21 protein-coding genes are annotated in these 20,591 nt (G+C 63.3%); 15 read left to right on the top strand and 6 right to left on the bottom strand.

Annotation, left to right across the window (positions count from 1 at the left end):
* The first annotated feature begins 1 nt into the window (after nucleotide 1).
* The 3 genes from HWE01_RS02150 (at nucleotide 2) to coq7 (ending at nucleotide 2,717) form a co-directional block, all read left to right on the top strand.
* On the top strand, nucleotides 2-730 hold the full coding sequence (locus HWE01_RS02150; RefSeq protein ID WP_008331909.1) for an amino acid ABC transporter ATP-binding protein: 729 nt from the start codon (nucleotides 2-4) through the stop codon (nucleotides 728-730).
* Between the two features lie 225 nt (nucleotides 731-955).
* Complete coding sequence (gene pyrC / locus HWE01_RS02145; RefSeq protein ID WP_008331906.1) at nucleotides 956-1,990, top strand: dihydroorotase; 1,035 nt, start codon at nucleotides 956-958, stop codon at nucleotides 1,988-1,990.
* 100 nt (nucleotides 1,991-2,090) lie between these two features.
* Nucleotides 2,091-2,717 carry a 2-polyprenyl-3-methyl-6-methoxy-1,4-benzoquinone monooxygenase gene (coq7, locus tag HWE01_RS02140; RefSeq protein ID WP_008331904.1) on the top strand — a complete coding sequence of 209 codons (627 nt, stop codon included), beginning with the start codon at nucleotides 2,091-2,093 and terminating at the stop codon, nucleotides 2,715-2,717.
* An 80-nt stretch (nucleotides 2,718-2,797) separates the two neighbouring features.
* On the opposite strand, the gene HWE01_RS02135 is transcribed toward coq7, so the two are convergent.
* Nucleotides 2,798-3,256, bottom strand: a complete 459-nt coding sequence (locus HWE01_RS02135; RefSeq protein WP_034350979.1) for an OsmC family protein — start codon at nucleotides 3,254-3,256, stop codon at nucleotides 2,798-2,800.
* Between the two features lie 643 nt (nucleotides 3,257-3,899).
* On the opposite strand from HWE01_RS02135, the gene rplM reads away from it, so the two are divergent.
* From rplM to erpA, 6 genes are all read left to right on the top strand, one after another.
* Nucleotides 3,900-4,328: a 50S ribosomal protein L13 gene (gene rplM, locus HWE01_RS02130; RefSeq protein ID WP_006461967.1), complete on the top strand. Its 429-nt coding sequence runs from the start codon at nucleotides 3,900-3,902 to the stop codon at nucleotides 4,326-4,328.
* Nucleotides 4,329-4,337: 9 nt separating this feature from the next.
* Nucleotides 4,338-4,730 (top strand): 30S ribosomal protein S9, encoded by a 393-nt coding sequence (rpsI, locus tag HWE01_RS02125; RefSeq protein ID WP_006461968.1) that lies wholly within the window; start codon nucleotides 4,338-4,340, stop codon nucleotides 4,728-4,730.
* 293 nt (nucleotides 4,731-5,023) lie between these two features.
* Entirely contained in the window at nucleotides 5,024-6,061 is a 1,038-nt protein-coding gene (argC, locus tag HWE01_RS02120; RefSeq protein WP_008331901.1) for an N-acetyl-gamma-glutamyl-phosphate reductase, read from the top strand.
* Nucleotides 6,062-6,084: 23 nt separating this feature from the next.
* The gene (locus HWE01_RS02115; protein WP_008331900.1) at nucleotides 6,085-6,798 is read left to right on the top strand and encodes a DUF6776 family protein; all 714 of its coding nucleotides are present in this window, start codon (nucleotides 6,085-6,087) and stop codon (nucleotides 6,796-6,798) included.
* Between the two features lie 9 nt (nucleotides 6,799-6,807).
* On the top strand, nucleotides 6,808-7,203 hold the full coding sequence (locus HWE01_RS02110) for a bactofilin family protein (protein WP_008331899.1): 396 nt from the start codon (nucleotides 6,808-6,810) through the stop codon (nucleotides 7,201-7,203).
* Between the two features lie 73 nt (nucleotides 7,204-7,276).
* Entirely contained in the window at nucleotides 7,277-7,642 is a 366-nt protein-coding gene (erpA, locus tag HWE01_RS02105; protein WP_241820977.1) for an iron-sulfur cluster insertion protein ErpA, read from the top strand.
* Between the two features lie 164 nt (nucleotides 7,643-7,806).
* Here erpA and hemL read toward each other — a convergent pair whose 3' ends face one another.
* A complete protein-coding gene (gene hemL, locus HWE01_RS02100; protein WP_241820976.1) occupies nucleotides 7,807-9,090 on the bottom strand; it encodes a glutamate-1-semialdehyde 2,1-aminomutase in 1,284 nt (427 codons plus the stop codon).
* A 36-nt stretch (nucleotides 9,091-9,126) separates the two neighbouring features.
* On the bottom strand, nucleotides 9,127-9,975 hold the full coding sequence (thiD, locus tag HWE01_RS02095; protein WP_008331894.1) for a bifunctional hydroxymethylpyrimidine kinase/phosphomethylpyrimidine kinase: 849 nt from the start codon (nucleotides 9,973-9,975) through the stop codon (nucleotides 9,127-9,129).
* Between the two features lie 98 nt (nucleotides 9,976-10,073).
* Here thiD and HWE01_RS02090 point away from each other — a divergent pair, with 98 nt between their 5' ends.
* The 4 genes from HWE01_RS02090 to HWE01_RS02075 all read left to right on the top strand — a co-directional run bounded on the left by HWE01_RS02090 (nucleotide 10,074) and on the right by HWE01_RS02075 (nucleotide 15,769).
* Nucleotides 10,074-10,226, top strand: coding sequence for a rubredoxin (locus HWE01_RS02090; protein ID WP_006461975.1), 153 nt, complete (start codon nucleotides 10,074-10,076; stop codon nucleotides 10,224-10,226).
* A gap of 462 nt (nucleotides 10,227-10,688) precedes the next feature.
* The gene (locus tag HWE01_RS02085) at nucleotides 10,689-11,273 is read left to right on the top strand and encodes a chemotaxis protein CheW (RefSeq protein ID WP_008331889.1); all 585 of its coding nucleotides are present in this window, start codon (nucleotides 10,689-10,691) and stop codon (nucleotides 11,271-11,273) included.
* Nucleotides 11,274-11,377: 104 nt separating this feature from the next.
* Complete coding sequence (locus HWE01_RS02080; protein WP_241820975.1) at nucleotides 11,378-13,552, top strand: methyl-accepting chemotaxis protein; 2,175 nt, start codon at nucleotides 11,378-11,380, stop codon at nucleotides 13,550-13,552.
* 33 nt (nucleotides 13,553-13,585) lie between these two features.
* Nucleotides 13,586-15,769 (top strand): chemotaxis protein CheA, encoded by a 2,184-nt coding sequence (locus HWE01_RS02075; protein ID WP_241820974.1) that lies wholly within the window; start codon nucleotides 13,586-13,588, stop codon nucleotides 15,767-15,769.
* A gap of 79 nt (nucleotides 15,770-15,848) precedes the next feature.
* Here HWE01_RS02075 and HWE01_RS02070 read toward each other — a convergent pair whose 3' ends face one another.
* From HWE01_RS02070 to HWE01_RS02060, 3 genes are all read right to left on the bottom strand, one after another.
* Nucleotides 15,849-16,706: a sulfurtransferase gene (locus HWE01_RS02070; RefSeq protein WP_241820973.1), complete on the bottom strand. Its 858-nt coding sequence runs from the start codon at nucleotides 16,704-16,706 to the stop codon at nucleotides 15,849-15,851.
* Between the two features lie 50 nt (nucleotides 16,707-16,756).
* Entirely contained in the window at nucleotides 16,757-17,674 is a 918-nt protein-coding gene (locus HWE01_RS02065) for a DMT family transporter (RefSeq protein ID WP_008331881.1), read from the bottom strand.
* Nucleotides 17,675-17,904: 230 nt separating this feature from the next.
* Nucleotides 17,905-19,026 (bottom strand): aromatic ring-hydroxylating oxygenase subunit alpha, encoded by a 1,122-nt coding sequence (locus tag HWE01_RS02060; RefSeq protein ID WP_034350972.1) that lies wholly within the window; start codon nucleotides 19,024-19,026, stop codon nucleotides 17,905-17,907.
* A 267-nt stretch (nucleotides 19,027-19,293) separates the two neighbouring features.
* Between HWE01_RS02060 and HWE01_RS02055 the strand changes: the two genes are divergently transcribed.
* Together HWE01_RS02055 and HWE01_RS02050 are read left to right on the top strand one after the other, a co-directional pair.
* Nucleotides 19,294-19,578, top strand: a complete 285-nt coding sequence (locus HWE01_RS02055; RefSeq protein WP_241820972.1) for an exodeoxyribonuclease VII small subunit — start codon at nucleotides 19,294-19,296, stop codon at nucleotides 19,576-19,578.
* Nucleotides 19,578-20,525 carry a polyprenyl synthetase family protein gene (locus HWE01_RS02050; protein WP_034350971.1) on the top strand — a complete coding sequence of 316 codons (948 nt, stop codon included), beginning with the start codon at nucleotides 19,578-19,580 and terminating at the stop codon, nucleotides 20,523-20,525. The genes HWE01_RS02055 and HWE01_RS02050 overlap by 1 nt, the downstream gene beginning before the upstream one ends.
* Nucleotides 20,526-20,591 lie beyond the last annotated feature (66 nt).

Raw genomic sequence — 20,591 nt, 5'->3', positions numbered from 1 at the left:
AATGATTGAACTCAACAACGTCAGCAAGTGGTACGGCAGCTTCCAGGTCCTGACCGACTGCTCGACCTCCGTCAAGAAGGGCGATGTGGTGGTGGTGTGCGGCCCGTCCGGTTCGGGCAAGTCCACGCTGATCAAGACCGTCAACGGTCTGGAGCCGTTCCAGAAGGGCACCATCACGGTCGATGGCGTCTCGGTGGGCGACCCCAAGACCAACCTGTCCAAGCTGCGCGCGCGCATCGGCATGGTGTTTCAGAATTTCGAGCTGTTCCCGCACCTCTCCATCCGCGAGAACCTGACCATCGGCCAGATCAAGGTGCTGGGTCGTTCCAAGGAAGAGGCTACCGAAAAGGGTCTGAAGTACCTGGACCGCGTGGGCCTGCTGGCACACAAGGACAAGTTCCCCGGCCAGCTCTCCGGCGGCCAGCAGCAGCGCGTGGCGATTGCCCGCGCACTGTCGATGGACCCGATCGCCATGCTGTTCGATGAACCGACCTCGGCGCTGGACCCGGAAATGATCAATGAAGTGCTGGACGTCATGGTCGGCCTGGCCCAGGAAGGCATGACCATGATGGTCGTGACCCACGAAATGGGCTTTGCCCGCAAGGTCGCCAACCGCGTGGTCTTCATGGACAAGGGCCTGGTGGTGGAAGATTGCGCCAAGGACGAGTTCTTCGCTTCGCCGCGCTCGGAACGCGCACGTGACTTCCTGGCCAAGATCATCACCCACTGATCGCTCTAGCCTGAGTCAATGCAAGGGCCGCTCCGGCAACGGGGCGGCCCTTGTCGTTTGTGCCAGGTCAAAAGCGGGTCAGGGCTTGCTCCCGGGGTGCTTGACGGCTACGGTAGAATGTCGCCCTTGAAGACATCGCGGCTGGCTCTCCACAGCCCGCATCCGCCGGGATGCCTTGCCAGACACTGAGACTGCCCCCCACTCCAAGACCGAAAGAGCATCGCAATGAGCAACGTATTGACCATCACCCGCCCGGACGACTGGCACCTGCACCTGCGCGACGGCGCCACCATGCAGGACGTGCTGCCGCATACCGCACGCCAGTTCGCCCGCGCCATCGTCATGCCCAACCTGAAGCCGCCGGTGACCACCACCGCGCAAGCCGGTGCGTATCGCGATCGCATCCTGGCGGCCTTGCCCGCCGGCATGGACTTCGAGCCGCTGATGGTGCTCTACCTGACCGACAATACCCCGCCCGAGGAAATCCGCCGTGCCAAGGAAAGCGGCTTCGTCAAGGCCGTGAAGCTCTATCCGGCCGGCGCCACCACCAATTCGGATGCCGGCGTGACCGATCTCTCCAAGTGCTACAAGACCCTGGAAGTGCTGCAGGAAGTGGGCATGCCCTTCCTGGTTCACGGTGAAGTGACCGACCCCGAGATCGACCTGTTCGACCGCGAAGCCGTCTTCATCGAGCGCATCATGAAGCCGCTGCGTCAGGCCATGCCGGAGCTGAAGGTGGTCTTCGAGCACATCACCACCAAGGAAGCGGCCGACTACGTACTGGCCGGTGAGGGCCCGACGGCGGCCACCATCACCGCGCACCACCTCCTGTTCAACCGCAACGAGATCTTCAAGGGCGGCATTCGTCCGCACTACTACTGCCTGCCGGTCTTGAAGCGCGAGACCCATCGCAAGGCACTGGTGGCGGCAGCGACCTCGGGCAATGACAAGTTCTTCCTCGGCACCGATTCGGCGCCGCATGCCAAGGGCGCCAAGGAGCACGCCTGTGGCTGTGCCGGCTGCTACACCGCGCTGCACGCGCTGGAGCTGTATGCCCAGGCCTTCGACAGCGCCGGTGCGCTGGACAAGTTCGAGGCCTTCGCCAGCTTCAACGGTCCGGACTTCTACAACCTGCCGCGCAACACCGGCACCGTCACCCTGAAGCGCGAGACCTGGGCCATCCCGGCCGAGCTGCCCATGGGCGAGGCCACCGTGGTGCCGCTGTCGGCGGGCGAACAGATCCACTGGAAGATGGTCTGACAGAGTCTGGTCTGCTTCGCGGATCAGCCGTGTTGCTTCGTCCCCGGCTTCCGACTGCAAGGGCCGGGCTGTCCATCACAACGAAAGAAAGGCGAGCTGTATGCAATTCGTCGATGAACTGATTACCGATTTCGACAAGGCGCTGCGCGTGATCAACGGCGTGGTGTTCGAGAGCCGTCCCAACCCGGGGCGCGGCCTGCCGGACGGTGTCATGAACGAGGCCGAGAAGCGCCACGCGGCCGGGCTGATGCGGGTCAACAACGTTGGGGAGGTCTGTGCCCAGGCGCTCTACGATGCCCAGGGCCGGTTTGCCCAGACCGAGGATATCAAGCAAGCCTTCCGGCGCGCAGGCATTGAGGAAGAGGATCACCTGGCCTGGACTGCCGAACGCCTGCGTGAGCTGGGTTCACATACCAGTCTGCTCAATCCGCTGTGGTATGGCGGGGCCTATGTACTGGGCAGTATTGCGGCACGGCTGGGGGATGCGCGCAACCTGGGCTTCGTCTCCGAGACCGAACGCCAGGTCGAGCACCACCTGCTGGGCCACCTGGACAAGCTGCCGGCCCAGGACAACCGCTCGCGCGCCATCGTCGACCAGATGCGCCTGGATGAAATCGAACACGGCCAGGCCGCACGTGATCTGGGGGCGGCCGAAGTGCCGGCTCCGGTGCGCGGGATGATGAAGGCCATGGCCAAGGTCATGACCACGGTCGCTTACCGGATCTGATATCGGATCGCCACAGGCGTGGCGGACATGAAAAAAGCGGCCCCGGCCGCTTTTTTTCTTGCTGCATCCAATACCGGACCTTACTGCTGCTGGGCGGCCGCCGAGGAGGTATCGGTCAGGTCGTCGATGATCTCGAAGGAGTGCGTGATCTCGGCCGTCTTCTCCAGCATGATCGAGGCCGAGCAGTACTTGTCGTGGGACAGCTTGATGGCGCGCTCGACCACATTGGTCTTCAGGTTGCGGCCACGCACGGTAAAGTGGAAATGAATCTTGGTGAAGACCTTGGGATCGGTCTCGGCACGTTCCGACTTCAGGGTCACGTCGCAGCCGCGCACGTCTTGGCCGCTCTTGCGCAGGATCACCACCACGTCATAGGCGGTGCAGCCGCCGGTGCCGGCCAGCACCACTTCCATCGGACGCGGCGCCAGGTTGCGGCCGCCGCCATCGGGCGCGCCATCCATCGTCAGCAGGTGGCCCGAACCGGTTTCCGCCGTGAAGGTCATGCCGGACAAGCCGGTCCAACGTACTGTGCATTCCATCTGTATCGTCCCAATCGGTTCCATGAAGCTGCGTATTGTAGCTTTTGATGCGCGCGCCCGCAGCCAGTGCAGGGGAGGGCATGTGAAGCTTCATGATTTTTGCGCTGCGGAAAAATTGTCGAATTATTATTCATCTATCGCATTTCCACTGCGCTTTCGGCAACTTGTAACTCAGTAGTGATGCCGCTTGCAGACAGTTACAAATTTATTCGCTGCGCGTTATTGCGTCGCACAAACCGCTTTGCTATATTGAATTCAACGGAAGTTTTTGCAGCACGTAACGATGTCTCCTCCACCCTCCTCATTGGTGTGGATTAAACCCGGAACCTCAGTGTCCGGGTTTTTTTTGTCTTTTTTCCGGCAAACTCGGTCAAAGCACGATGCAAAGTTGCTCCGGCGGCAACGAAATGCCGCCTTCCCGCGATAAAACCCGGGAAAATTGCCGGATCGCCGCCACAATCCCGCGAAACCTTTTGACGCTAAGTCCTTGAAAAGGCTATACTTGCCGGCTTTCCCATGCGCTCGGGAAGATAGAAGGATGAGTCCGCAAAGCGAAGCAGCAAGGACAGCAGGCATCGGCCGGCTGGCCCGCATGAGCGGAACCGCCATTTGAGCGTTTATATACTGATAGAGAAAGTCAAACATGAAGACCTTTTCCGCTAAAGCCCATGAGGTTCAGCGCGAGTGGTTCGTGATTGACGCGACGGACTTGGTCCTCGGACGTGTTGCCAGCGAAGTGGCACTCCGACTGCGCGGCAAGCACAAACCCGAATTCACTCCGCACGTCGATACCGGTGACTTCATCGTCGTCGTCAACGCAGGCAAGCTGCGCGTGACCGGCACCAAGGCCACTGAAAAGACCTATTTCCGCCACAGCGGTTATCCGGGCGGCATCTACGAAACCAACTTCCTGAAGATGCAGCAGCGTTTCCCCGGCCGTGCGCTGGAGAAGGCCGTCAAGGGCATGCTGCCCAAGGGTCCGCTGGGCTACGCCATGATCAAGAAGCTGAAGGTCTATGCAGATGGCAACCATCCGCACTCGGCCCAGCAACCGAAACCCCTCGCCCTCTAAGGAACAGACATGATCGGTAACTACAATTACGGAACCGGCCGTCGCAAGAGTGCAGTGGCGCGTGTTTTCATCAAGGCAGGTTCGGGCAACATCATCGTCAATGGCAAGCCCGCCGCTGAATACTTCTCCCGCGAAACCGGCCTGATGGTGATCCGTCAGCCGCTGGAACTGACCGGCAACGTCGAACGTTTCGACATCAAGGTGAACGTCCACGGTGGCGGCGAGTCCGGCCAGGCCGGCGCTGTTCGCCACGGCATCACCCGCGCTCTGATCGATTACGATGCAGGCCTGAAGTCGGCTCTGTCCAACGCAGGCTTCGTCACCCGTGACGCGCGTGAAGTCGAACGTAAGAAGGTTGGTCTGCGCAAGGCACGTCGCGCAAAGCAATTCTCGAAGCGTTAATCGTTTCCTGCATTACGGAAAGCCGTCGGCATGCTGCCGACGGCTTTTTGCTTTCTTGCCTGCCTGCTTTGCCGCAAGGGGCGGTACCGACAGCGCGTCTCGCATTGTGACGAGTATTCCGGCTATTTACGGAAATAACTTCCCAATGGGAAATCAGGGGGAAATATTCTCCTGCTAGAATTGAAAGCTTTCCGGCGTGTGATGTCGCGATGGGGTCGATGCAGTCGATGCGCGTACCTGCAGCGCTCATCCGCCACGGCGTATTTCTTCGCTTTTTTTCGCAAGGAACAGACATGATCAAGGTAGGTATCGTTGGCGGAACCGGTTACACCGGTGTCGAATTGCTGCGTATTTTTGCCACGCACCCCCAGGCCCGGGTGGAAGCCGTGACCTCGCGCAAGGAAGACGGCATGCCGGTGGCCGAGATGTATCCTTCCCTGCGCGGCCGCGTGGACGTGGCCTTCTCTTCGCCCGACAAGGCGCGCCTGACCGACTGTGACGTGGTTTTCTTCGCCACCCCGCACGGCGTGGCCATGGCCCAGGCCCCGGAACTGGTGGCCGCCGGTGTGAAGGTGATCGACCTTGCTGCCGACTTCCGCATGCAGGACGTGGCCGCCTTCGAGAAGTGGTACAAGCTGCCGCACAGCTGCACAGACCTGTTGAAGGAAGCCGCCTACGGCCTGCCCGAACTGAACCGCGAAGCCATCCGCAAGGCGCGCGTGGTGGGCAACCCGGGTTGCTATCCGACCACCATGCAGCTGGGCTTTGCCCCGCTCTTGAAGGCCGGCGTGATCGATGCCTCGCACCTGATCGCCGACTGCAAGTCCGGCGTTTCCGGCGCTGGCCGCAAGGCTGAACTGAGCCTGCTGTTCTCGGAAGCTTCCGACAACTTCAAGGCCTATGGCGTCTCCGGCCATCGCCACTCGCCCGAAACCATCGAACGCCTCTCGCACCTGACCAGTGACAAGGTGGGCCTGCTGTTCACTCCGCACCTGGTGCCGATGATCCGTGGCATGCACTCCACCCTCTACGCGCGTCTGAACAAGGACATCGACAACGCCGCCCTGCAGGCCCTGTTCGAGGAGGCTTACAAGGATGAGCCCTTCGTCGATGTGCTGCCCTTCGGATCGCATCCCGAGACCCGCACCACGCGCGCCTCCAACATGCTGCGCCTGGCCGTGCATCGTCCGGACAATGGCGATACCGTGGTGGTGCTGGTGGTCCAGGACAACCTGGTCAAGGGCGCTTCCGGTCAGGCCGTGCAGTGCATGAACCTGATGTTCGGGCTGGAAGAAACCACCGGCCTGCAGCAGGTCCCGGTCCTGCCGTGAAGTACCGCTTGTGGCGTCGGCGCATGACGATTTCAGCGCCGAAGATGACCATCAAGCGGCACCTGCCCTGGCCGCTGATGATCCTTCTGTGGGCTGCCGTGGTGGGCGTGGGTGCGGCGGCGGCGGTCTGGACCTACCAGCTCGGCCGCAACAACCTGCCGGGCCTGCAGGCCGATGCCGGCGATGCCAGCGAGCAGATCGAGCAGTTGAGCGAGCAGGTCAAGAAGTTGAGCGCCGAAAATGAGCGCTTGCAATCCGCCGCCAACGCGTCGCAAAATGAATTGAAGATTGCCCAGACGGCGCAGGCCACCCTGGCGACCCAGGTCAAGAACCTGGAGGCGGAAAACAACCGTCAGAAGGAAGACCTGGCTTTCTTCGACAGCCTGCTGCCCACCAACCTGGGCGCGCCCGGCATCACCATCCAGCGCTTCAAGGCCGAACAGGCGGCGCCCAACCAGGTACGCTATCGCGTGCTGGTCATGCAGGGTGGTGGGGGAACGCAACAGTTTGCAGGAAACCTACAGCTTAGTGTCAATATGGTGCAGGGCGGCAAAGGTGTTACCATCAACTTTCCGGAGAGCAATGCCACTGACCAGGCGCGCTACCGGCTCGCATTCAAGTACTATCAGCGGGTCGAAGGCCTGCTGACCATTCCCGAGGGCGCCATCGTTAAATCGGTGGCGGTCCGAGTTCTCGACCGCGGCCAGGTGCGTGCCCAGCAGTCGGTAGATCTGTGAGGTGATTCCATGTTTACACGCAAGACCAAGAGCACGATCGACAGCCTCATCGGCATGTCCACCAGCATCACGGGCGACGTCGGTTTCAAGGGCGGCCTGCGCATTGACGGCACCATTACCGGCAACATCAATGCCGAGAGCGGTCAGCCCAGCGTGCTGGTCATCTCGGAACACGCCAAGGTGATCGGCGAGGTGCGTGCCGCGCATCTGATCGTCAATGGCGAGATCATTGGCGACGTCCACTCCACCGAACTGCTGGAGCTGCAGCCCAAGGCTCGCATTACCGGCAACGTCTTCTACAAGGCCCTGGAGATGCACGGCGGGGCCCTGGTGTCGGGCAAGCTCAGCCATGACCAGCAGGCGGAGACGCCCATGCTGAAGCTGGCCGTATCGTCGGAAGCATGAAAATCCGCAAGCGCTTATAATGGCTTTATCGATCTAATGTATTGATCCGCCTCAAGCCCAGCAGGAGCCCGAAATGAATGCCGCAGCCGAACTGCAACAAACCGACATGCCCGCCCCGATCAACTTCAGCGACAGCGCAGCCGCCAAGGTGGCCCAGCTGATCGAGGAAGAAGGCAATCCCGACCTGAAACTGCGCGTCTTCGTGCAGGGTGGTGGTTGCTCGGGTTTCCAGTACGGTTTCACCTTCGATGAAATCGTCAACGAAGACGACACCACCATGAGCAAGAACGGCGTCCAGCTGTTGATCGACTCGATGAGCTACCAGTATCTGGTGGGCGCCGAGATCGACTACAAGGACGACCTGGAAGGCGCGCAATTCGTCATCAAGAATCCGAACGCCACGACCACTTGCGGTTGCGGCTCTTCCTTCTCGGTGTAAGTGCCGCCAGACTCCCCGTACCATGCTGGTTTGCGGGGAGATGAAGAAAAAGGACGCCTCGGCGTCCTTTTTTCATGTCTTGAATCTTCATATCGGCCTGGGGCCACCGTCCGGCGGGCCTTCCCGACGTCTGTTCCTGGACGCCGCAAAAGCCCTTGTTCGCCTTACCCCAATTCAGTGAAGGCTTTTGCCGCAGCGGCGATGGTTTCCTCGATGATGGCATCGCTGTGCTGGGCCGATACGAAGCCAGCCTCGAAGGCCGACGGTGCAAAGTACACGCCCGCATCCAGCATCTTGTGGAAGAAGCGGTTGAAGCGCTCCTTGTCGCCCTGCATCACCTCGGCATAGCTGGTCGGCACCTTGGTATCGAAGTACAGGCCGAACATGCCGCCAATCGCATCGGCGGCAAAACGCACACCAGCCGCCTTGGCCGCCGCGCTCAGGCCATCGGTCAGCTTGCGGGTCTGTGCTGCCAGGAGTTCGTAGAAGTCGGGCTGCTGGATGATCTTCAGGGTCGCCATGCCGGCCGCCACGGTGACCGGGTTGCCCGACAGCGTGCCTGCCTGATAGACCCCGCCCAGCGGCGCCAGATGCTTCATCACCTCGGCACGACCGCCGAAGGCCGCCACCGGCAGGCCGCCGCCGATCACCTTGCCCAGCGCCGTCAGGTCGGGGACGATGCCATTCAATTCCTGGGCGCCGCCACGGGCCACGCGGAAACCGGACATCACTTCATCGAAGATCAGGATGGCGCCGTATTCGGTACACAGGCGGCGCATGGTGCGCAGGAATTCGTCGGTGGCCCGCACCAGGTTCATGTTGCCGGCCACCGGTTCCACGATCACGCAGGCGATTTCGTTGCCGGCAGTCTTGAAGGCTTCTTCCAGCTGCTGGGCATTGTTGTAGTCCAGCACCAGGGTGTGTTTGGCAAAATCTTCCGGCACCCCGGCCGAGGTCGGATTGCCGAAGGTCAGCAAGCCGCTGCCGGCCTTGACCAGCAGGGAATCGGCGTGGCCGTGATAGCAGCCTTCGAACTTGATGATCTTGTCGCGACCGGTGGCACCACGGGCCAGGCGCAGCGCGCTCATGGTGGCTTCGGTGCCGGAGGAGACCAGGCGGATCTGTTCGATGGAGGGGACCAGCTTGATGATTTCCTCGGCCATCTCGATCTCGGCCTCGGTCGGCGCGCCAAAGGACAGGCCGCGCGCGGCCGCCAGCTGCACCGCCTTGACCACTTCCGGATGGGCGTGGCCGACGATGGCCGGGCCCCAGGAGCCGATGTAGTCGATGTAGCGCTGGCCTTCGGCATCCCAGAACCAGGGGCCTTCGGCGCGTTCGATGAAGCGCGGCGTGCCGCCTACCGAGCGGAAGGCACGTACCGGGGAGTTGACGCCGCCCGGCGTACTTTGCTGGGCGCGGGCGAACAGGGTTGCATTGGTCTTGGTCATGAGCTTGCGGAGTCGAGTCCGGATTCGTGGATCAGATCAGTTGATGGAGGGCGGCGCGTCCAGATCGGCGGGATCCTCCGATTCGCGCGCCCAGAAATAGCGGTCGGGCAGCAGCTTGCCCATGCCGATACGCTGGGCATTGGCCAGCGCGGCCAGGGTGAACTCCTGCGCCTCGGAAGCTGCCAGCGGCACTTCCAGGTCATTGGCCAGCATGGCCGCCATGGCGCCCGAGAGCGTGCTGCCGGCACCGACGAAGGAGCCGGGCAGGCGCGGCCAGGCATCCTGGCGCACCAGGCCGGATTCGTCGAAGAGCGAATTGGCCACTTCCTGCAGGTCGGTCTGGGTATTGGTCACCAGCAGGTATTCGCAGCCCATCTCGATGATGTGCATGGCGTCCAGTTCGAGCGCATCGCCCGGCACCGGTTCGCGCCAGGTCTCGGCCAGGCGGGTAAGCTCGCCGGCCGAGCAGATCAGTACGGTGGCCTGCGGGATCAGCAGTTCGCGGATGGCAATCAGGCGGTCATCCTCGTCCTCCTGATTGGCCAGGGCGCTGATGAACGGGTCCAGGATCAGCGGAACGTCGGGGTAGTCAGAGACGATCTCGGCAATCACCGAGATGTTCTCGATACTGCCCAGGGCGCCCACCTTGAAGGCGGCCACGGCCATGTCTTCGAGGATCACGCGGGCCTGGTCGGCGACCCAGTCCACGTCGACCACCTGCACGTCTTCGACGCGGGCGGTGTCGCCGATGAGCAAAGCCGTCACCACCGACAAACCGTGGCAGCCCATGGCGGCGAAAGTGGCGAGATCGGCCTGCACGCCCGTGGCGCCGACCGGATCGGCGGCGCCGAAGCTGAGGATGAGGGGAGGAGTTTGGTTTTGCACGTCGAGTAGATTAAGATAGCTGACTTAGCATTTTACTTGATTGATTTTAGGGATAGTCAGCCGTGACGAATAGCAGCCAAACCGAATTCAAAACCTGGATGTGCCTGATCTGTGGTTGGATCTACGACGAAGAAGCAGGCCTGCCCGAAGAAGGCATCGCCCCAGGCACCCGCTGGGACGACGTCCCCATCAACTGGACCTGCCCGGAATGTGGCGCCCGCAAGGAAGATTTCGAGATGGTGGCGATCTGATCGCCGCCTGAACGCAATGACCGCCGCCGACGGTTTCGGCAACGCGCACCGGCGCCAGGCTCCTGGCGCTGCGCTGGCGGCGTCTCCTTCACCCGAAGAGGCGCCGTACACCGCTCTTTTTTCCTGCTGGGCGGGATTTGATGTGGATCAAACTCTCCCAATCTCACGGGTTCGTCTCGTTTTCCCATCATTTTTTCTGCCTGGTGGTGCAGGCCCTTTGCCCGCTGGAAAAACGGTGAACTTTTCTGGGTAAAATCTCCTCCAGTACCAGCTTTGCCTGCGTGACCGGAAACAGGACGCACAGATGTCCGCCCGTCCGCCGTGAGGCAACCTCCCCCAACGGTCTTGTCATTGAGTCCAGCCACGCCATCGCGCCGCCGGAGCGGTATGGCGTGCGTGCGCATCGCCCATGCCGGGCGTGCCGGATGACATGGCCTTTTCCAACTGTCACATGAGGCTGGTATGCCACACACCAAGGATTTCGTCATCGATGCAGCCCCCGTCTGCGATTCGCCCGGCCTGCAGGAGCGCGAGGGGCTGGAGCAGTTCCAGGCCTCGCTGATCACGCGCATGGCCGCGTCCGACAATGAAAGCATGCGCTCGCGCCGCCTGGCGGTGGCCATGGGCGAGCAGCACTATCTGATACCGCTGGCCCAGGCCGGCGAGATCGTCCCGCTGGCCGGCCTGCCCGTCACGCCCGTCCCGGCCACGCAGGCGTGGTTTCTCGGTCTGCTCAACATCCGCGGCAGTCTCATCGGCCTGGCTGACCTCATGGGACTGGCCGAGGCCGCATTGCAGGAAATCGGGCGCGGTAGTCATGCCTTGCTGCTGGCCGATGGCCTGGCACCCCATTGCGCTTTGCTGCTCTCACGCGTCCTGGGCCTGCGAGACATCACAGAAATGACGCGAATATCGAAAAACTTCGAGACGGAAATCGCGTTACCGGGCATCAACGGACGTTATAAAGACAACAGTGGTCAGCAATGGGATGAATTGGACCTGTCGCAGTTGATCCAGGATAGCCGTTTCCTGCAGATCGGCCGCTAGCAGCGGGTCGCCGGATCAGCAGTGCGGGCAATACGAATACCTGAAATACCTGAGAAATCCGAAAGATCTTCGAGATCTGCCAAGAGGGAATAGGAACACCGGCCATGGAACCGACCTTGCCGTCTCTGTCGAAAAAGAATGCCGTGGCCGCTGCCAGGCGGCCTGCCGTGCCGCCTGGCAGCGGTCTGCGCCTGCCCTGGCTGCATCGTTATTCACTGCGCACCCAGACCCGGGTGCTGCTGGGCGTGCTGGCGCTGTCGCTGGCCGCGCTGTGCCTGTTCATGTGGCTGGGAGCGCGCCTGTATCTGCTGGCCACCCTGCAGACCAATCTGGCATCGGACCTGGTGATGCACTCCCAGCGCATCGGCAAGGCCGTGCCCAATGCCATACAGGGCAATCCACAGGCCTTTGTGCAACTGGCGCAGAGCCGTCTCGAATTCAACCGCGGGCTGCTGTTGCTCAGCAGCGGCGGGCCCTACCAGGGACAAAATATCGGCCTGCCTGATCCTGCCCTCAAGCCGGCGCTGGAGAACGTGGCACGTCTGTGGCGCCGTACCGACCTGGCGGCCGAGACCATCCTCGGCATGGAAAGGGAACTGACCGGGTTTGGCACCACCCTGAAGCGGCTCAACGAACTGCTGCCGGTCATGCTGGACCTGAGCGAGCAGATCGCCATGCTGCAGTCCCAGGGCCGCCCGACCACGCGCGAGATGACCGCTGCCAGCCAACTGGTGATGCTGACCCTGCGCCTGGGTCGCAGCTCCAATAAGTTCCTCACCTCCGATGGCGTCAACGCCGAAACCGCCTTCATGCTCGGCAAGGACATCACCGCCTTCGGCGATCTGCTCAAGAGTCTGCTGGAGGGCAACGACATGCTGCGCCTGCGGGCTGCCAGCGATCCCGACCTGCGTACCAAGCTGCAGGACCTCACGCGGGTCTTCGGCGATTACCAGCCGCAGGTCACCGGCATTCTGGGCAATCTGCAGAATTTCATCGCGGCCAAGCGTTCCGAGCAGTTGGTCTTCACTGAAAACGAGACCCTCAAGCGCCATCTGACCGACCTGCAGGAAGCCTACCGGGTGGCCCTGAAAGCGCGTTCCTGGACCTTCTGGGCGGTGCTCTGCGCGATGGCGCTGGCACTCTTGAGTGCCATCGGGATTGCCCTGGTGCAGTTGCAGAGCAGCCGCAACAACGCCGCCGCCGCCGAGCTGCGGCGCCAGGAGGCCGAGCTGCAGCGTCAGCTGGCCCAGCAGGAAGAAGAAAAGGCCATGCGCGCCAACCACCTGACCCAGGCTGCCGTGCTGCGCCTGATGACCGAGCTGCAGCGCGTGGCCGATGGCGACCTGACGGTGCATACCACGGTATCGGACGATGTCACCGGAGCCATCGCCGATTCCGTCAACTACACCGTCGAAGCCCTGCGCGGACTGGTCGAGCAGGTCACGCAGATGGCCGCCAAGGTGGCGCACAGTTCCGAACATGTGCGCGGCACCACCACCGAGCTGGGCGCCGCCGCGCGGGCCCAGGCGCGGCGCATCCAGCGCATCGCCCAGGCCATGCTGGAAATGTCCAATCACATCACCGGTATCTCGGTCTCGGCCGACGAATCCGCCGATGTCGCCCGCCACGCCGTGGTGGTGGCCGAGCGTGGCGCGCGCGCGGTGGAAGATGCGGTCAAGGCCATGGACGGCATCGGAGAGCAGATCCGCGAGACCTCCGAGCGCATCAAGCGCTTGGGAGCCTCGTCGCAGATGATCGGGGAGATCACCGAGCTCATTTCCGACATTACCGAGCGCACCAATGTGCTCGCGCTCAATGCCGCCATCCAGGCCGCCTCGGCAGGCGAGGCCGGGCGCGGCTTCTCGGTGGTGGCCGAGGAAGTGCAGCACCTGGCCGAGCGCTCCAGTGCCGCCACGCGCGAAATCGGCGCGCTGGTCAGGATGATCCAGGCCGATACCCGCGACGTCGTGGTGGCGATGGAAAAATCCACCACCGGTGTCACTGATGGTGCCGTGCTGTCGGATGCAGCCGGCAGTGCCCTGGCCGATATCCGCAGCGTCTCCAAGCGCCTGGCCGAACTGATCCAGGGCATGGCCGTATCCACCCGCGGGCAGGCGGTGTCGGCCAATGGCGTGGCCCAGCAGATCCAGGGCATCCTGCGCGAGAACGACATCATCGAGCAGAGCCGCGAGCAGGTGTCCACGCTGTATGAAGAATTGTGGGATGCCGCCCGCCAGCTGGAAAGCTCGGTCTCGCGCTTCCGCATCAAGGTGACTTGACCCCGATTGCCGCCCATGATCACCGGACACGACATGCCAGCCGCCCAGTGCCCTTCCTCGGTCGTCACCTCAGCCGACGTACGCCCGGGCGGCGTTGACGAACGCTTGCGCGAGACCTTGCGTCCGCTGCTGGTGATCGTGCGCCAGCAAAGCGCCGCCTGGGCCGCCCGCCTCGGTCAGGGAGACGGTGCGCCGCGACTGCCCGCCCTGGTCTTGCGTACGCTGGCGGCGCTGCGCGATTACGCCGCCAACAGCGGCGCCAGCGTCTTTGCCGAGTCGGCCTCGGGCCTGCTGCAACAGCTGCAGCACTGCAGCGAGGCTGGTGTACAGGCGGGCCTGCAAGATCTCATCGAAGCCGGCATCCAGACCCTGTCAGCCCAGTTGGACGGAGCCTTGACGCCGGCGACCCGCTTGCCGCCCGAAGTCATCGATCCGGTGCTGCTGCCGGTGTTCCTGGAGGAGGCGCAAGAGCTCATCGCCGGCATCGGCGAGACCTTGCTGGTGCTGCCCGAGGGCGAGCATCCCGATGCCGTCGAGAGCAGTCTGCTGGCCGAACTGGCGCGTCCCCTGCATACGCTCAAGGGCAGCGCGCGCATGGTGGGGGCACTGCACCTGAGCCGCTGCCTGCATGACATGGAAGGCGCCTTGCAACGGCTGGGCAGCCCCGGTAGTCCTGCGCCGCGCAGCGTGGCTGCCTTGCTGGCCCTGTATGACCAGGCGGTAGAACATTTCAGCATCCTGGAACAGGGCCTGGTTGCCCTGCCCGGTGCTGCCACCAGCGCGACCATGCCCGCCCCCGCGCCGGGCAGCAAGGCCGCCGAGGGACGGCTGACTGCGCCGCTGGTACGTATCCGCACCACCGTGCTGGACAGGCTGCTGAACCAGGTGGGTGAAGTGTCGATCAGCCGTGCCCAGCTGGACAATGAAATAGGCGCCCTGCAGGGCGATGCCCGCGTACTTGGTGAAGAACTGGACTCCCTGGCCCGGCAGTTGCGGCGCTGGCAGCGCGGCTGGGAGCAGGGCAGCCTGGTCCCCCGAGGTGACGCCAGTGCAGGCCTGAGCGAGCTGGCCCAGGTCATGGAAGCAGCCCTGGCGGCCGCCATGGCGCGCCAGAAGCAGTTGTTGCAGCGGGTGATGAAAACCCGGGAAGGGCTGCGGCTGCAAGGTCGCACCACGCGTGAGCTGCAACAGGAGCTTATTCATGCACGCATGGTCAAGTTCAACAGCATGGAGCCTCGCATGCAGCACCTGGCGCGCCAGGTCGCGGCCGAAACCGGCAAGCCCCTGGCGCTGGACCTGTCGGACTGCCGCCTGCAGATCGACCGCGCCATCCTGGAGCGCCTCATGGGGCCATTGGAACACCTGCTGCGCAATGCCGCCGTACACGGCATCGAGGAGGCGCCCTTGCGCCGCGCGGCCGGCAAGCCGACCAGCGGCCACCTGCGCATCCAGGCCGGGCACGAAGGCAATGAAGCCGTCATTCGCGTGCGCGACGATGGCCACGGCCTGGACCTCGCCGCCATTCGCCGCAAGGCGCTGCAACGTGGTCTGCCCGGCGTGGAGCACTGGAGCGAGGCGCGCCTGGCCGAGCTGATCTTCGAACCCGGCTTCAGCACCAGCGCTCAGGTCTCGGCCCTGGCCGGGCGCGGCATCGGCATGGATGTGGTGCGCGCCGAAGTGGCCGCGCTGGGCGGGCGCATCACCGTGCATTCGTGGCCGGGGCAGGGCGTGCTCTTCACGCTCTATCTGCCGCTGTCGCTGGCGGTGCAGCAGGTCTGCCTGCTGCATCACGGGCAGCAGCAGTACGCCATCCCCTCCACCCTCATCGACAGCGTGATCCAGCTGCGCAGCCAACAGGCGCGCCAGGCGTTGGCGCAGCGCGCATTGGAGGTCAATGGCCGGCAACTGGCGCTGCATCCACTGCACAGCCTGCTGGACGAGCCGCCGCCGGTGTCGCCGCCAGGCAGTGGTGAAGCGGATTCGGCCTTTGCCTTGCTCATCAAGAACGGCGATGAACTGATGGTCATCATGGCCGATCACGTCAGCGGCAACCGCGAAGTGGTGGTCAAGCCGGTCGGGCCGCAGGTAGCTACGCTGTCCGGCATGGTCGGTGCCACCGTGCTGGGAGACGGGCAGATCGTGCTCATCATCAACCCGCTGCTGCTGGCCGGCTCGCGCCGCGTCGATGACGGCGCGGCGGCTGCCAACGTACGATAGTGGTCTTGGGCGGGCCAGCGGCGCCTGCTTCGGCGTTCGCACCAGGCACACGTTCGCCCGGGACCGCTGGCTGCGCCTGTCAGTGGCCTGTGGCCACCGGGCGCTGCGGATCGGAACTCCATTCGCTCCACGAGCCCGGATACAAATGCGCCCCTGGCAAGCCCGCCACTTCCAGCGCCAGCAGGTTGTGGCAGGCTGTCACGCCCGAGCCGCACTGCATCACTGCGGCCTGCGGGTCACCCAGCACCGACAGCCATTCCTCGCGCAATTGCGCGGCACTCTTGAAGTGACCATCGGCTTGCAGGTTGTCCTTGAAGAAGCGATTCTTCGCGCCCGGGATATGGCCGCCCACGGCATCGATGGTTTCGTTCTCGCCGCGGAAGCGGTCCGGTGCGCGTGCATCGACCACCTGCAGCGTCTGGCTCTTGAGATTGTCCAGCAGGGTTTGCGCATCCACCGTCTTTACCAGCGAGGAGAGATCCTGGATGTTGCCGGGCACCGCCGGTCCAGGTATCTCGCTGGTGAGGGTCTCGCCCAGTGCCTGCCAGGCCGCCATGCCGCCATCGAGTACGGCCACGTCGCTATGGCCGATCCAGCGCAGCAGCCACCACAGGCGCGCGGCATACATGCCGCCTTGGGCGTCATAGGCCACCACCTGGGTGTCGTTGTTGATGCCCAGCTCGCGCATGGCCTGCACGAACTGCTGACGGTCCGGCAGCGGATGGCGACCGTGGAAGCGCCCGGCGGCATCGGTCTTGGGACCGGAGAGCAACTCATCCAGATGGGCAAAGCGTGCCTGCGGCAGGTGGCCGGCAGCGTAGGCTTCGCGGCCGAAGGCGGGGTTGCTCAGGTCGTGACGGCAATCCACGACAACAATGTTCAGATATTGCGCGCGCGACTTCAGCTCGCTGGCGCTGATGAGGGTCTGATAGGTCATGAGGCTCTCCTTTTGTTCATAGGCCCTGCAGACGGGCAGGATTCGGTGATTCACACTTCGGTGGCGATCGGGTCCACCTTGGGAACGTTCCTGGCCAGCGCCTGAGTCTTGCGCTGGTTGCGATAGGTGGCCAACATGCCGCTGGCCAGGATGATGGCCATGCCCAGCCAGCCGATCCAGCCCGGCGCGTCGCCCCAGATCAGCACCCCGAAGAGGCTGGAAAAGACGATGCCGGTGTATTGCAGGTTGGCGGTGACCAGCGTATTGCCGAGCCGGTAGGCGCGCGTCATGGCAATCTGCGCGGTGGTGGCCGTCAAGCCTATCATGAGCACCAGCAGTGCACCGATCCAGGAATGGCTGTGCCATAGCGGTACGCGGCCGGTCACCACGCTACCGATCAGACCGGCCAGAACGCCGGTGGCAGAAAAGTAGAACACCACGCGGTACTCCGGTTCCCCCAGCAGTCCCAGCTTGCGCACCTGCAGGTACACCAGTGCCGAGAGTACGCCGGAGGCCAGCGAGATGGCACCGCCCAGCAACTGCTCGGCATTGAGCGAAGGCCGCATCAAGAGTGCCACGCCCAGGAAGCTCAGCGCTACCGTGCCGGCCAGTCCCCATTCAAATTTCTTCTGTCCCTGCCACCAGCCGGCCACGAACAGCATCACCGCGATCCAGATCGAGGACATGTAGTTCAGCGTCGTCGCCGTCGCCACCGGCAGCAGGCTGAAGGAGTAGAACCACATCCACAACGAGATCACGCCCACGCCGCCGCGGATGAAGTGATCGCGCGGGAAGGGGGTGCGCAGCGTGCCGCCGCGCACACGGATCAGGCCGAGGATGAAGAGCACGCCGATCACGCCCCGGCAGAGCACGATCTCCGACGTCGAGTAGTAACTGCTGGCGAGCTTGACGCACGCACCCATGACGGCAAAGAGGAATGAGGCAACGAGCATCCAGAGCGATTGCATGGCGGCGGTTCAGTAGAGTGAGGGGAGAGGGAGCAAGGCGCAGGCAGTAAGAGCCGGGCAGGCGCCGGTGCCAAAGAAAACGGCAGCCCCGGCGTGAACCGGGGCTGCCGTTGTGCAGCAGGAGCAGAGGTCGGGCGAGGGCGGCGGACAATGACGACGCAGATTGCGTCCGTCGTGAGCTTGCCGCGTTGCCTGCATCTGCTTTCCCCCTGCGCGGCCTGTGGGCCTGGTTATGGTGTGCTGGTTCCCTGCGGCACGTCCAGCTGCTGGCGATACCACTCGTGGAAGTGCTGCATGCCGTCTTCCATGGGCGACTGGTAGGGACCGACTTCGCTGGTGCCGCGATCCATCAGTATACGACGACCGGCATCCATGCGCTGGGCGATCTCGTCATCCTCGACGCAGGTCTCCATGTAGGCGGCGCGCTCGGCTTGCACCAGTTCGCGTTCGAAGAGGGCGATCTCTTCCGGATAGTAGAACTCCACCACATTGGTGGTCTTCTGCGGACCGGTCGGCCAGAGCGTGGACACCACCAGCACGTGCGGATACCACTCCACCATGATGTTGGGGTAGAGCGTCAACCAGATGGCGCCGTACTTGGGCGGCTTGCCGTTGGAGAACTGCAGCAGCTTTTCCTGCCACTTGGCGTAGGTGGGCGAGCCGGACTTGATCAGGCCGTGGTTCACGCCCACGGTCTGGACGCTGTAGTCGCGGCCGAATTCCCACTTCAGATCGGAGCAGCTCACGAAGTTGCCCAGGCCAGGATGGAAGGGCTCGACGTGGTAATCCTCCAGATAGACCTCAATGAAGGTCTTCCAGTTGTAGTCGCACTCGTGCACTTCGGTGTGGTCGTACAGATAGCCCGAGAAATCCAGATCGCGCGTCACACCCAGGTGTTTGAGCTTGTCGGCGATGTTGACGCCGTTGTTCTCGAACAGCAGCCCGTTCCAGCTTTGCAGCGCAGTCTTGGACAGGTTCATGCACGGCGTCTCGCCGAAATGCGGCGCGCCGATCAGTTCGCCCTTCAGATCGTAGGTCCAGCGATGCAGGGGACAGACGATGTTGGCAGCATGGCCGCGACCATCGAGCATCTTGGCCTGGCGGTGACGGCACACGTTGGACAGCAGTTCAATACCCTGCGCATTGCGCACCAGCATGCGGCCTTCGTTTTCCCACGGCAGCGTGGCATAGTCACCCGCTTCGGGCACCATCAGCTCATGGCCGACGTAACGAGGTCCTTGCTGGAAGAGTTGTTTCAGTTCCCGCTGATGGAGCGGTTCGTCGAAGTAGACGTGGACTGGAAGTTGCGCGTTTGAACGCGCCAATTTGGCAAAAGTAGCAAGATCGGACATTTCCGCCCCCAAATTAATTTGCACCAACCTAAGGAAGAAAATCCGCAAAAACCTGTGTTCAAATAATATGAAGAGGAAATTTTGGACAGAACCGTGGATTATGCCATAAAACCCCCATAAGGGGCCGGGTTTTGTGGCCAAAATGCCAGTAAATTGGCCGAATTTACAAGCTCGGCTCGAAATGCACCGACATTTCCACGCCCTTCATTGACTTGGGGATCGCCGGTTTGTTCTAAAATACCCGGCTGAATTTTTGAATGGGTCGATATGCCTAGAACCTCTGCTGCTGCATCCTCTGCTGCTGCCTCTGCGGCGGCCGGGGCCCTGCCTGTCTCCTTCGAGGACGCGATGAAGGAGCTGGAACAGCTCGTGGCCCGCATGGAAGCCGGCGAGCTGCCGCTGGAAGCCTCGGTGGCCGCCTACAAGCGCGGTTCCGAACTGGTCAAGTTCTGTGCCGGTCAGCTCGAGAAGGTGGACAGCCAGGTCAAGCTGCTCGAGGGCGACATGCTCAAGCCCTTCAACGCAGCGGACGCTTCCGCCGGGGACGATTGATGAATGCACAGATGCCGGCCGCCAGCGCGCAGGCCCCGCTAGCTTTTGCCGACTGGACTGGTCAGGTGCAGGGTGGCATGGAAGACGTGCTGGACCGCTTCCTGGCGCCGACTTCGGTAGTGCCGGCGCGCCTGCACGAAGCCATGCGCTACACTGCCATGGAGGGCGGCAAGCGGGTGCGCCCGCTGCTGGTCTACGCGGCCGGAGACATCTTCGCCACGCCGCGCGTGCTGCTGGACCGGGCTGCGGCTGCAGTCGAGATGATCCACGTCTATTCGCTGGTGCATGACGACATGCCCTGCATGGATGACGATGCCCTGCGCCGCGGCAAGCCTACCGTGCACGTGCAGTACGACGAAGCGACTGCGCTGCTGGTCGGTGATGCCCTGCAGGCACAGGCTTTCGAGACCCTGTCGGCGCCACTGGAGGCCGAACTCGGCCAGCACGATCCCGGTCTTTCGGCGCGCCAGCTGCGCATGGTCAACCTGCTGGCCCAGGCGGCCGGTTCGGTGGGCATGTGCGGCGGCCAGGCGATTGACCTGGCCAGCGTCGGCATGACCCTGTCGCTGGCCGAACTGGAACAGATGCACCGCCTCAAGACCGGTGCCCTGCTGCGCGCAGCCGTGCTGCTGGGCGCGCTGGGCGGCAAGGCCCTGACGGCCGACGAGAGCGCCGCGCTGGACGAGTATGCGCGCGCCATCGGCCTGGCTTTTCAGGTGGTCGATGACATCCTTGATGCCACCGCCGACTCGGCCACGCTGGGCAAGACGGCGGGCAAGGATGCGGCCGACAACAAGCCGACCTATGTCTCGATCCTGGGCCTGGCCGAATCTCAGGCGCTGGCCGAGAAACTGCGCGGCAACGCGCATGCGGCGCTGCTGCCCTTTGGCGAGAAGGCGCGCCGCCTGCGCGAGCTGGCCGACCTGATCGTGCAGAGAAAGACTTGAGCGACCCGATCACCGACACAACCCAGGCATGAAGACGGACCGCGCGGCATATGCCAGGCGCGGGCT

Source organism: Herbaspirillum sp. C7C8 (assembly GCF_022627875.1).
In the GTDB taxonomy this organism is placed as follows: Bacteria; Pseudomonadota; Gammaproteobacteria; order Burkholderiales; family Burkholderiaceae_D; genus Herbaspirillum.
This window is presented reverse-complemented; position numbering and strand designations above follow the sequence as displayed.